The following is a 12,052-nucleotide window of genomic DNA, read 5'->3' as shown; positions in this document are numbered from 1 at the left end:
GGCCGACGCCCCATCTGGCTGTTGCAGGCTTGCGAGCTCAGAATGCAGCACTACATTTGCGCCACTTGTTGTTTTGATACGCGTTACCCGTCTTTCAATTCAGATTATAGCACCCTCGTGACGCTGACGTGGTCGTTCAAAAACGTTTAGAATGAGCGCAAGTTGGTCAGGCCCACCTAAAGCTGTCACCCAGTAGAACGTAGAAGTGTTCTACGGTCTCCCGCGCCTCGGCAATCGCCTTGATCAGATCTGGCGGCGTCGGATGGAGGGTCCCTGCAAGTTCTTCCATTCTGTCGATATCCTTAAGGACAGGTTCTAAAAGCGCCATTATGGTGGCTATGGTCGTAAGGCGATTTTGTTGAAGCTGATCGGGCGTAACGATATGCGCCAGTCTTTGTATGGCGTTTTGATCGACGGGAAACAGGGTCAGGTCAGCGGATCCCGAAAGACCCGCTAACTCTTTAGCTGCACGGCGAGACATTATGCGGCTCTGACAGTCGTCAGGAATTTGTCCATTTCCTGATGCAGTCGTTCGGCTTGACCGGCCAACTCACTTGATGCGTTCAGAACCTGCGAGGCCGCATCACCCGTTTGTTCGGCCGCATGGGCCACGCCGGTGATATTGGATGTCACCTCGGCAGTGCCTATCGACGCCTGAGAGACAGCCTGTACAATTTCCCGCGTCGCCGCACCCTGTTGGTCCACCGCAGACGCAATGATGGTGCTGGTGTTGTTGATGTCCGAGATGGTGTCGCTGATACCTTGAATCGCGCTGACGGCCCGTGTTGTCGCCTCCTGGATAAGGGCAATTTTCTCGGAGATATCCGTGGTTGCGCGGCTGGTTTGTCCGGCCAGTTGTTTGACTTCGGACGCCACAACCGCGAACCCCTTGCCCGCCTCTCCGGCCCGAGCCGATTCAATCGTCGCGTTGAGCGCCAGAAGATTGGTCTGACTAGCGATGGTGTTGATCATGTCGACAAAACTGCCGATGCTGGACGCCACCGTATTCAGTTCGCTGACAACTATGGCCGCGCGACTGGCTTCCTGAACGGCCTCATTCGAAATCTGTGACGAGCGCTCGACCTGCCTTCCGATTTCTGCGACCGAGGCCCCCAGTTCTTCAGCCGCGCCCGCCACGGATGTGACGTTGGTGCCGGCCTCTTCGGCAGCGGCCGAGACGGCAACCGACTGAGCGGATGTTTCCTGGGCCGTGGCGCTGAGTTGCGAGGCTGAGGCCTGCATCTCGGTCGCGGCCGAAGACACAAGGGTGACAATACTACCGACCGACTTTTCGAAATCATCTGCCAGTTGCATCATCATTTTCTTGCGATTGACCTCAACCAGTTGCTTCTGGTTGGCAGCTTCGGCTTCAAGATCACGCGCTCTCACGGCATTTTCACGGAAGACCGCCAGGCCCTTGGCGATATCACCACATTCATCACCGCGATCTGCCCCTGTCACGACGGTATCAAGGCGACCCTCGGCCAGCTTACCAAGCTCGTCCACCGAACGGTTCAAGGGAATAGATATGCCAAAGTTGGCCATCAACATGCCGATAACGATACCGAAAATCACGCCACCGACCGCGACGGCTATCATAATCATGATGGCCAAGTTACCTTGCGCCTTAGCGTCGTCCGCCGTCTTGGTGCCACGGGCGTCGACATGGTCCACGTAGGTCTTGACGGCGGCTTGCAATGTGTCGGCGCGTTCCCGGCTCGTTTTGACTTGATCGACAAGGGTGCGTTGAGCGTCCGACAACGATATCTGGCCACCCAATTGCTCGGCCAACGCATATGTCTTATTTAGTCCAGCGACATATTGGGTATACTCAGTGTTAATGGCGTCAAGCTGGACTTTTTCATCAGCATCTGCGGTCTCAAGAGACTTTGCCATGCGCTCTTTGAATTGGCCAATGTTCTTGTCGGCTACGGCCCGGGCCGCTTTGATCGTTTCAGGAGATGGGTCCATAGCCACACGATACTCAGACCGGTTCATGATGATAGTATTCTGGTTCATGCGGGCACCCAGCGTTGCCGCACTGTCCACTAGGTCCACGGTTTTAAGACTCTGATTGAGAAAAGTGATCTTGCTGACACCGAAGGCTGCAATCCCCGCCGTGACCAAACTCATGACAACGATCAACATTAGTAGTTTTGTTCTTATACGCAGGTCTTGAAATTTCATCGTGTACTCCCCGGTCATGCATACAGTTGCATTTCAATACCGAGGCTGCGCCCTGTGGATAAATTATTCGTTAAATAACCATGGAAACCATGTGTGAAACGGCAGCTTCCCTTAAATGCCTCGGCCCGCGCAGTGACGTGTCACCGGCTATGATGTTCGCTCTCTTTTTTGCGGATCGGGTGATGTTGTGCTGATTTCGACCTTGGTGCCCTCCTTGCCCTATCCACAACCACGTCGATCTTCTGGCAGGCTGTAATTGACCCATTGGGCGAACGGGTACAGGTTGAACCAACACGCCAAAGGATTTCAATATGAATACGACCGACCTGACCGAGACGCTCGCCGCAGCACACGGCCTGACCAAAACCGTCGCCAAGGCTATTGTTGACGACGTGTTGAAGGCCATTACAGACGCCGCCGTTGCCGGCGATGAAGTCAATTTTCCAGGCTTTGGCAAGTTCAAGACCAAGGAAACGCCAGCCCGTGAAGCCCGCAATCCGTCGACAGGCGCGACGATTCAGGTCGCTGCCGGCAAGAAGGTAACCTTCCAGCCGGCCAAGGCTTTGAAGGATAAGCTCAACGGCTAGTGGTCAGGGATTGTTGTCGCGCCCCCCGGTTTTTACGCCTGCTCTTCAGCAGCTCAGCGATGCCTTTCCCACAATCTGGCGTAGGCGGCCGGGTCCTGCGTGAGTACCTCGTGCCGTCCCGCGCGCAACAAGGTCCATTCTTCATGAACAGGACGTAGTCGGCGCTTTCCATGACCGACTTCCGATGGGTGATCATGATCAGGATCGTATCCGCCCCAAAGCCGTCTCTTAGCGTTTGTATAACATCCGCTTCGCTTACTCATAGCCAGCGAGCTTTCTTGAAACGAAAATATAGGCCTAGGCAAATAATCGAGATAGCCCCCAGGACGATAAAGTAGCCATAGTGTGACTTCAATTCCGGCATATATTCGAAATTCATCCCGTAAATACCTGCTATGGCGGTAGGCACCGCCAAGATGGCAGCCCAGGCTGCCAGTTGCCGCGTGATGACGCCAGTGCGTTGCTGTTCCAGAAGGCTGCTGAATTCAAACACTGAATTCAACACCTCACGCAGATCGTCGACCATGGTCTGAACACGGCGGACGTGGTCGAGCACATCGCTGAAATACGGCTTGGCATCGCGATCGATGCACGGCAATTCGATCCGGATCATCTTGTTGGCAACTTCGCTCATAGGCCCTAGCACACGCTGGAAGCGGATCAGTTCGCGGCGGAGCGAGAAGATGCGCGTCACTTCGTTTCGGCCGAGGAAATTATCGATTGTGTGCTGCTCCATCTCGACGACTTCTCTTTCAATGGCCTCAACGATGGGGATATAACCGTCAACGATGAAATCGAGAATGGCGTGCAAGATGTAGTCGACGCCGTGGACCAAGAGTGTCGGGACGGCTTCCAGATCGTGGCGCAACGCGCTATGCGCCCTGGCCGACCCATGCCGAACGCTGATGATATGGCTGTGTCCGACAAATATCGCCGTTTCGCCGTAGGCGATGTGCCGTCCGTCGAAGTGAGCGGTTCGGGCGATAACAAATAGCTGGTCGCCATAAACGTCGACCTTTGGTAGCTGATCCGCCTTCAGGGCATCTTCCACCGCCAGTGGATGGAGATTGTAGGTTTCCTTCAGGCTGCGCATCTCGTCCTCGGTGGGATCGCACAAGCCGATCCAGACGAATTCAGACTTTTCCCCGGCGCAATCCACCTTCTCTTCGATCGACAGCGGACGAACACGTACCCCGTTACGGTATAGATAGGCGGCGACAACGGTCATGGGCACTTACTCTAAGAAATGTGTTCGTCCGGAAAGTCGCCGGCTTTCGTCTACGACACCACTTTCATGCCGGTTCGCAATAGGGAAAGCATGTCGGCCAGGACTAGAAGATCAATAGGCCTCTTAAGGTGCAAGTCGAACTGAGAAGCCACGCCGCCTCCGCTCAAATCGACCGTACCGGTAACACCCTGTGCAATGACCTTGGCGTTGGAAATATCCTTGATCGCATGAAGATCCGCGCAGAATTTTCCGGCATCGGGGCCCAGAAGGGCGATATCGGCAATAATGACGTCCGGTCCGAAATCCCGAGCCATGACGAGCGCGGCCTCCGCGTCACATCGCTCGACCGTATCACCGAGGCTTTCAATCGCCCATTTCAGGGTGGGCGCACCGGTTGTTTGCGCATCGATCAGAAGTACGCGCAAAGGCCGGCAGTCTTGTGCCTGCGCAATTCTGATTGCATTGCCTTCTGTCATTGAGGTTTGTTGAGTTTGAATCATAGAATGATAATCCATGGAATGGTCAGATCAGATTAAAAGGGATCGGCCTCAACCCTTGGCGAAAGGTTGAGGCCGTACCGTGCGGGGTCCAGGGTTTTACCTATTTCGAGGACTTGTCGGCACAGATCAGATCTTCGTGGTGCAGCGCATGCATGTTATCGAGGAGCACTTTGAGGTCATCCCGGTAAGCCCGCGTGACCGGCGTCATTGGCAAACGCAGTTCTTCGATACACCAGTCCTGCATGGCCAGGGCCGCCTTGACTGGCGCTGGGTTTGGCTCCTCGAACATAAGCTCCATTAAGGGGAGCAGGATGTTGAAACGTTTCCACGCCCCGTCGGCACTATATTTTTCCAACATGTGATAGGCCTCAACGAAGCGACGGGGCGCCACCTGGGCGGAGGCGCTGATCGCGCCATGGGCGCCCATTTCAAACGCCCGGAACATCCAGGTGTCGTCGCCGCACATAACCTTCAGATCTTGAATGGCGAGCAGGGCTTTCAGTCGTTCGGTGGTTAGGCCGCACGCCTTGATGGCCGGAAAGTCGCCATTCTGGGTCAGCCTCACGACGGTATCGGTATGAAGAACCGAGCCCGTTCGGATCGGGATGTCGTAAAGAATGATCGGCAGCTTAGCCACCTCCGCGATAGCCATGAAGTGACGGTAGATACCGTCCTGGCTGGGCCGGACGTAGCTTGGTGCGGACATCAGATATCCCTGCACACCACAGTCGCCGAGTTCACCGAGCTCGTTCAGTATTTTCTGCGTGTTCGCGCCTTCAAGACCCATGAAGACGGGGATATGACCAGCGACGGATGCTGTGATGGTTTGAGCAAGACGGGCCTTTTCATAAGACGTGAGAGCCGGGCCCTCACCCGTCGTCCCGCCGACAACCAAACCGTGAATGCCAGAGCCCACAAGATGAGAAGCGAAGAGATCAGCAGCGTCATAATCGACAGCTCCATTTTTGAAAGGGGTGATCATGGGCGTCCAGATGCCACTATAAGCGGACCTGGCCATGTAGGTGTTGGGATCAAGCATGGCGTCAAGCAGCCTTGGCAAGGGAAACGACATCGGCTCTCACCGTTTTGACCGCGCCAAACTGGGCGGCAGGCAGACCGAGAATGAGGGCATGTAGCGCCAAGCCGTAGGCGGCAGCCGCGAGCGTCACCCATAGACGCGCCTCATGTTTGTCTGGGATGGCTTCCAGTCGAATAGACTGGATCTGCGCTCCGCACTCACGACGCAGTAGGGTCTGCGCCGTGAGGCTGAGGTCAGTGTCGACGGTCAGGGGGAACAAAACCGTCGCCTGATGGGGAATCTGGAGGGGGTCCGGGGAAGGCATAGTGTGTTGGCTCGATACTGTTGAGACAAACGTTTTCTAGCCCTTTGCGCGTATGACAGGCGTATAGATTTGACCTGTCCGCGTAGTGTTTTTGTATAGCTCAGTTCAAGGCTTCAGGCGGTATCCGATCCCAGGCTCCGTGACAATAAAGCGTGGATTGAGCGCGTCATCCTTGAGCTTCTCGCGCAGGTGCTGGGTGTGGATGCGCAAATAGGTCTGATTTTCCGAGTTGTGCTTTCCCCACACCTCGCTGAGGAGCGCACCGTGTGTCAGGACCTTGCCTGAGTTTCGCGCCAGGACCGTAAGAAGCTTATATTCGATCGGCGTCAGGTGAATATCTTCGCCGTCCAGACGGATGCGCCGCGCCGCCGTATCGATGATCAGGCTATCATGGTTGTAGACGAACGGCGCGTCCCCTTGTGGCTGATTGCGGTTGCGGAGCGCCACCTTGATGCGGGCGATCAGCTCAGCGGCAGAGAAAGGCTTGGTGAGATAATCGTCAGCGCCAAGTTCAAGCGCCTCGACCTTGTCCGCTTCCTGACCGCGTGCCGACAGCACGATGATCGGGGTCCTTCCCCACTCCCGGACCTGGCGGATGATGTCCATGCCGTCCATATCTGGAAGCCCAAGGTCGAGCAGGATCACGTCCGGCGTTTGTAACACCGCTTTCTGCAACCCTTCTTTACCCGTCTCAGCTTCGACCACCGTCATGTTGTGAGTGGCCAGGGTCGTGCGAAGGAACTTTCGGATATCGGCCTCATCTTCGATAGAGAGGATGCGGGGAGAGTCGGTCATTTATATCTCTTCGGAAGCGGCGGTAGCGGTCGCGATGGGGAGCGTGAAGATAAAGCTTGCCCCGGCACTGGAGCGCGCATCGCTCTGACCGGGCAAACTGCGATTGTTTTTAGCATAGATCATACCGCCGTGCGCCTGTACGATCCCTCGACAAATGGCCAGGCCCAGCCCTGTTCCGCCGGAACGATCGGATCTGAGTGTCTGGCCCTTTTGGAACTGTTCGAAGATGCGGGCCTCTTCGCCCTCTTTAAGGCCTGTGCCATTATCCGAGACACGCACGCGCAGACGGTCGGCATCCTTCTCGACATAAATAACGATCTCGCCGTTATCATCCGTATGCTGGAAGGCATTTTCAATCAGGTTGATAAACACCTGCTCGATCAAACCACCATCGATCCTGACCATGGGCAATTCGCCAGATATCTGCGTCCGCAAGGTACGTGCGCCCTTGGTTGCTTGCGCACGACCAATAGCAGCGCCGATGATTTCCTGGATCATATAGGGCTGGAAATTGAGCTTCATGTGGCCTGAGGTGATCGCCGCCATATCGAGCAGATTGCCGACAAATTTTTGCAAGCGTCCGAGTTGGCTCCACAAGCCTGTCAATTCATCAACCGCCTTGCGCGGCAACTCTTTACGCATACGCAGAAGCAGGCTGACCGAACCATTCATCACCGTCAGCGGAGTCCGCAAGTCATGTGACAAGGACGACAGGAGCACATTGCGTAGCTTTTCGTTCTCGGACTCGACCTTGGCTTCTGCCGCCTGCTCGGAGCGGCGCGCCCGTTGCAGAGCCCCGGCGATCAGGCTGGCAAAGGCCTCGAATTGCAGAATTTCCGCGCCTGAGAAGGGCTGCGTCGCATTGCGAGCCGTCAGGCCAAGAACGCCCAGGTTTTCACTCTCGGCCTGCAAAGGCAAGTAAAGCCCCCTGGCCGAAGGCATGGTGTCGGTATCACGTCCCGCCATCAGGCCATTAGCCGCGACCCAGTTGACCGCTCCCATTTCACGCATGTCCTGGCTTGCCGCTCCGACGGGATAGGTTTGAAGCCCATTTAGCGTTTGTACAAAAACCGTCACGTCGAGACTGAACGGGCCACTCAAGTGCTTAATCGCGACAGCGCAGATCATCTCGACGCTCCGCTCATTCGATAGTCCTCGGGTCAGACCGTACAGAATCTGGGTTTCGCGTTCGCGGTTGCTGACCAGCCGGGCGTGGCGCGATAGCCGCGCGGTCAGGGAACCGACCACCAGGGACGTCACCAGCATGAAGGCGAAGGTAACGTAATAGTAGGTGTCGTAGAAATTGAAGGTGTAATAGGGATCGGTGAAGAAGAAATTGAACGCCGGGATGCTGAGCATCGAGGCAAGAATGGATGGTCCCAGGCCCAGCCTGGCGGCGACAACCACCACGCCCGTCAGGTAGATCATGGCCAGATTGTTCGACGGTGTATGATCGCGGAACGGGAACGCGATCAAGGTACACAAGGCGACCGCTGCGGTCGCCAGGCCATAATCCAGAGGACGGGCTAAAAAGGGTCGCAAGGCATCTACGGGTTGGAGGGGGGCACGCGCCTGTCCAGTGGCGCCATGCACCACAGTAATCTCCATGCCATCACTGGCCTCGATCAGGGCTTGCGCAAGCGTGCTTTGAAAGGGTCGTAGCCACCATTTGGGTCGGCGATAACCGACCACAATGCGCGTAAAACCGTTCTGCTGTGCGTAGGCCAGAATATCCTGCGCCGGACGCGCCCCGGACAAACGCACAATTTGAGCGCCTAAGTTCTCCGCCAGCCGCAGGTACTGCTCGACACGCGTCCGCCCCTTTTCGTCGAGTTGTTCGTGGCGGTCACTTTGCAGATAGACCGCGTACCACGGTGCCCTGCCCCGCGTCGCCATCCGCTTGGCATGACGAATCAGGCGGGTGGAGAGCGGGTCCGGTCCGATCAAAAGCATGATCTTCTGGCCGACCTGGGCTTCGTTTTGGCCCATGGCGGCGTTCAGTTCGTCGCTCTGCGCGTCGACCCGTTCGGCGGTGCGGCGCAGGGCCAGTTCGCGCAGAGCCAGCAAATTGGTTTTCTTGAAGAAGTTCTCGGCAGCCCGCTTGTTGGCGCCCTCGGCGACATAGACCTTACCGTCGGCCAGGCGCTTCAGCAATTCGTCGGACGGGATATCGACCAGGGCAATTTCATCCGCCGATTCGAAAATGGTGTCTGGCACTGTTTCCTTGACCCAGATCCCTGTCAGTTTTGCGACCTGATCATTGACGCTCTCCAGATGCTGCACGTTCAGCGTGGTGTAGACATCAATGCCGTTGTCGAGCAGTTCCTCGACATCCTGCCAGCGTTTGGGGTGGCGCGAGCCTGGCGCGTTGGTGTGTGCAAACTCATCCATCAGGATCAAAGGTGGCTTGCGAGCCAGGGCACCATCGAGGTCGAATTCCCGGACCTTCACACCGCGATGGTCGATCTCTTGTAACGGCAAAACCGGCAGCCCTTCCACAAGGGCTGCCGTTTCAGACCGGCCGTGATGTTCGACAACCCCGATCAGGACGTCTTTACCTTCTGACTGGCGCCGGCGCGCTTCTGTCAGCATGGCAAAGGTCTTGCCAACCCCCGCCGACGATCCGAAGAAGATCTTCAGATGGCCGCGCGGGAACTCACTCGATTCGTTTCGGACCAGCTCAAGGAGCCGGTCCGGATTGGGGCGTTTGTCTGGTGTCACTTCAGCTTTCCATCGAGCCTTAGATTGACCTCAAGCACATTCACTCGGGCTTCACCAAGCACCCCAAGGTCGCGGCCGCGGGTCGATTTGGCAATGGCCGATTTGACGCTTTCGACACCAATACCACGGGCCTGAGCGATTCGGTTGACCTGATAGGCGGCGGCGGCGGGGCTAACCTCGGGGTCGAGACCGGAGCCGGACGCCGTGACGAGATCGACCGGGATCGGCTTGGCATTGAGCGGATCGGCGGCTTTCAGGGCGGCGACACGGCCTTTGACCGCATCGAGCAGAGCCGGATTGTTGGACCCGAGGTTGGAGCCCGAAGATGCGCCGGCATTATAGGGCGCGGTGCCGGTGGCAGACAGGCGCCCCCATAGATACTTGGGCTGGTCGAAGTTCTGACCGATCAGGCTAGAGCCGATGACCTTGCCGTCCGCGTCCTTGATCAGGCTGCCCTGCGCCTGAGCCTTGAAGCCCAGTTGCAGGATGCCGGTGGTCACGAGCGGATAGACGCCACCCAGGAGCACCGTCAGCAAGACCGTAGTGCCTATGGCCGGGCGGAGTGTTGAGAGAAGAGATTTCATTTCCGTATTCCTTATGCCAGACCGACAGCCGCCAGCGCCATATCGATCAGCTTGATGCCGATAAACGGAGCGATGATACCGCCGAGGCCATAGACGAACATATTGCGCGAGAGCATTTTGGCGGCCGGTTCGGCGCGATATTTGACGCCTTTCAGGGCCAGAGGCACGAGCGCGATGATGATCAGGGCGTTGAAGATGACCGCCGCCAGGATGGCGCTTTGCGGCGAGGCCAGATGCATCACATTGAGCGCGCCAAGCACCGGATAGGTGGTGGCAAACGCCGCCGGAATGATGGCGAAATACTTGGCCAGATCGTTGGCGATTGAGAAGGTCGTCAGCGAACCGCGCGTCATCAGGAGTTGCTTGCCGATCTCGACAATCTCGATCAGCTTGGTCGGATCTGAGTCAAGATCGACCATGTTGCCGGCTTCCTTCGCGGCCTGGGTGCCGGAGTTCATGGCCACCGCCACGTCGGATTGGGCCAGAGCGGGGGCATCGTTGGTGCCATCTCCCACCATGGCGACCAGTTCACCGCCCTCCTGCATCTGACGGATGTATTTGAGCTTCATCTCAGGGGTAGCCTGGGCGAGGAAGTCGTCGACGCCGGCTTCGGAGGCGATGGCGGCGGCGGTCAGGGGATTGTCGCCGGTGATCATTACCGACTTGATGCCCATCTTGCGCAGGTCAGCCAGTCGCGCCTTGATACCCGGCTTGACGATGTCCTTCAGATAGACGACGCCCAAGACTTGGCTATTTTCGGCCACAGTCAACGGAGTCCCACCCTTGCGGGCGATATCTTCGATCTGAACCGTCACCTCGTGCGGCACGGAGCCGCCTTTCAGGCCCACCAGTTTGGCGATGGCATCGCCGGCGCCCTTCATGATATGGCGCTCATTGATGACGATGCCGGATACGCGCTGATCGGCGCTGAAGGGGATGAATTCCGCCTTGAGGGCGCTGACATCTTTTTCCGGCAGGCCGAACAGCTTTCGCGCAAGCACCACGATCGAGCGGCCTTCAGGCGTTTCATCGGCAAGCGATGACAGTTCGGCGGCTTCGGCCAGTTGTTGCTGCGTAATACCCGGCGCCGGGAAGAATTCGACCGCCTGACGGTTGCCGAAGGTGATGGTGCCAGTCTTGTCGAGCAGCAGGACATTGACGTCGCCGGCAGCTTCGACGGCGCGGCCGGAGGTCGCGATGACATTGGCCTTGATCAGGCGTTGCATCCCCGAGATACCGATGGCCGACAGAAGCCCGCCGATGGTGGTCGGGATTAGGCAAACCAAAAGCGCGATCAGGACGGTAATCGTGATGACCGTGCCGGAGCCTGCACGAGTGACACCGAACAGCGAGTACGGCAGCAGGGTCGCGCAGACGAGCAGGAAGATGATGGTCAGTGCCGCCAGCAGGATCGACAAGGCGATTTCGTTCGGCGTCTTCTGGCGCTTGGCCGATTCGACCAGGCTGATCATGCGATCGAGGAAGCTTTCGCCGGGATCGGAGGTGACGCGCACCACCAGCCAGTCGCTGAGCACCCGCGTGCCGCCAGTCACCGCGTCACGGTCACCGCCGGATTCGCGGATGACAGGCGCCGATTCACCGGTGACGGCACTTTCATCGACAGAGGCGATGCCTTCGATGACCTGACCGTCGGACGGCACGAAGTCACCGGCCTCGACAACGATGATGTCGCCTTTGCGCAAGCTGTTGGCCGGCACGGTGAGGTGCTTGGCGCGATCTGAGACCTTGTTCAGCTTCTTGGCCGACACATCGCGGCGCGATTTCTTGAGGCTGTCGGCCTGCGCCTTGCCCTTGCCTTCGGCGATGGCCTCGGCAAAGTTGGCGAACAGGAGCGTGAACCACAGCCAGAAGGTGATCAGACCGACGAACCACAGGGGCTGGCCGCCACCGATCACGCTGTCGGGCTTAACGAGCATGACGGCGAAGATGCCGGTCGTGATGATCGAGCCCACGAACACCAGGAACATGACCGGGTTACGCGCCTGATAGACGGGATTTAGGCGGAGGATCGAGTTCTTGAAGACGGAGCCGAGGTCGGCCCCCTCAAACAATCCACTCTTTTTGGGGTTTGATGTAGCGGACATGG

General features: G+C 57.6%; 11 protein-coding genes. 1 reads left to right on the top strand and 10 read right to left on the bottom strand.

The genetic code is table 11. The features are described 5' to 3' along the window. Positions 1-166 precede the first annotated feature (166 nt). Both B060_RS0116125 and B060_RS0116120 read right to left on the bottom strand, forming a co-directional pair. On the bottom strand, positions 167-481 hold the full coding sequence (locus B060_RS0116125) for a hypothetical protein (RefSeq protein ID WP_018082838.1): 315 nt from the start codon (positions 479-481) through the stop codon (positions 167-169). Further along, complete coding sequence (locus tag B060_RS0116120) at positions 481-2,187, bottom strand: methyl-accepting chemotaxis protein (protein ID WP_026172906.1); 1,707 nt, start codon at positions 2,185-2,187, stop codon at positions 481-483. The genes B060_RS0116125 and B060_RS0116120 overlap by 1 nt, the downstream gene beginning before the upstream one ends. 311 nt (positions 2,188-2,498) lie before the next feature. Here B060_RS0116120 and B060_RS0116115 point away from each other — a divergent pair, with 311 nt between their 5' ends. Beyond that, positions 2,499-2,774 (top strand): HU family DNA-binding protein, encoded by a 276-nt coding sequence (locus B060_RS0116115; protein WP_018082836.1) that lies wholly within the window; start codon positions 2,499-2,501, stop codon positions 2,772-2,774. 259 nt (positions 2,775-3,033) lie between these two features. Here B060_RS0116115 and B060_RS0116110 read toward each other — a convergent pair whose 3' ends face one another. The 8 genes from B060_RS0116110 to kdpB all read right to left on the bottom strand — a co-directional run bounded on the left by B060_RS0116110 (position 3,034) and on the right by kdpB (position 12,050). After that, entirely contained in the window at positions 3,034-4,002 is a 969-nt protein-coding gene (locus B060_RS0116110) for a magnesium and cobalt transport protein CorA (RefSeq protein ID WP_018082835.1), read from the bottom strand. Between the two features lie 50 nt (positions 4,003-4,052). Then, complete coding sequence (locus B060_RS0116105; RefSeq protein WP_157405660.1) at positions 4,053-4,427, bottom strand: response regulator; 375 nt, start codon at positions 4,425-4,427, stop codon at positions 4,053-4,055. Between the two features lie 175 nt (positions 4,428-4,602). Further along, positions 4,603-5,574, bottom strand: coding sequence for a 4-hydroxy-tetrahydrodipicolinate synthase (dapA, locus tag B060_RS24885; protein WP_018082833.1), 972 nt, complete (start codon positions 5,572-5,574; stop codon positions 4,603-4,605). Then, a complete protein-coding gene (locus tag B060_RS0116095) occupies positions 5,546-5,800 on the bottom strand; it encodes a hypothetical protein (RefSeq protein WP_236621570.1) in 255 nt (84 codons plus the stop codon). Before B060_RS0116095 ends, dapA begins: the two co-directional genes overlap by 29 nt. 150 nt (positions 5,801-5,950) lie before the next feature. Then, positions 5,951-6,640 carry a response regulator gene (locus B060_RS0116090; protein WP_018082831.1) on the bottom strand — a complete coding sequence of 230 codons (690 nt, stop codon included), beginning with the start codon at positions 6,638-6,640 and terminating at the stop codon, positions 5,951-5,953. Continuing rightward, entirely contained in the window at positions 6,641-9,361 is a 2,721-nt protein-coding gene (locus tag B060_RS24880) for a sensor histidine kinase (RefSeq protein ID WP_018082830.1), read from the bottom strand. Beyond that, positions 9,358-9,945 (bottom strand): potassium-transporting ATPase subunit KdpC, encoded by a 588-nt coding sequence (gene kdpC, locus B060_RS0116080; protein WP_018082829.1) that lies wholly within the window; start codon positions 9,943-9,945, stop codon positions 9,358-9,360. The genes B060_RS24880 and kdpC overlap by 4 nt, the downstream gene beginning before the upstream one ends. A gap of 11 nt (positions 9,946-9,956) precedes the next feature. Beyond that, a complete protein-coding gene (kdpB, locus tag B060_RS0116075; protein WP_031220365.1) occupies positions 9,957-12,050 on the bottom strand; it encodes a potassium-transporting ATPase subunit KdpB in 2,094 nt (697 codons plus the stop codon). Positions 12,051-12,052 lie beyond the last annotated feature (2 nt).

Source organism: Asticcacaulis benevestitus DSM 16100 = ATCC BAA-896 (assembly GCF_000376105.1).
Lineage (GTDB): Bacteria > Pseudomonadota > Alphaproteobacteria > Caulobacterales > Caulobacteraceae > Asticcacaulis > Asticcacaulis benevestitus.
Note: the sequence above shows the minus strand (reverse complement) of the source record. Positions and strands in the feature narration are given on the sequence as shown.

What these genes read in the sequence shown, in the direction of transcription:
- B060_RS0116125 (WP_018082838.1), bottom strand. Translation starts at nt 481, where the DNA reads ATGTCTCGCCGTGCAGCTAAAGAGTTAGCGGGTCTTTCGGGATCCGCT.
- B060_RS0116120 (WP_026172906.1), bottom strand. Translation starts at nt 2,187, where the DNA reads ATGAAATTTCAAGACCTGCGTATAAGAACAAAACTACTAATGTTGATC.
- B060_RS0116115 (WP_018082836.1), top strand. Translation starts at nt 2,499, where the DNA reads ATGAATACGACCGACCTGACCGAGACGCTCGCCGCAGCACACGGCCTG.
- B060_RS0116110 (WP_018082835.1), bottom strand. Translation starts at nt 4,002, where the DNA reads ATGACCGTTGTCGCCGCCTATCTATACCGTAACGGGGTACGTGTTCGT.
- dapA (WP_018082833.1), bottom strand. Translation starts at nt 5,574, where the DNA reads ATGTCGTTTCCCTTGCCAAGGCTGCTTGACGCCATGCTTGATCCCAAC.
- B060_RS0116090 (WP_018082831.1), bottom strand. Translation starts at nt 6,640, where the DNA reads ATGACCGACTCTCCCCGCATCCTCTCTATCGAAGATGAGGCCGATATC.
- kdpC (WP_018082829.1), bottom strand. Translation starts at nt 9,945, where the DNA reads ATGAAATCTCTTCTCTCAACACTCCGCCCGGCCATAGGCACTACGGTC.
- kdpB (WP_031220365.1), bottom strand. Translation starts at nt 12,050, where the DNA reads ATGTCCGCTACATCAAACCCCAAAAAGAGTGGATTGTTTGAGGGGGCC.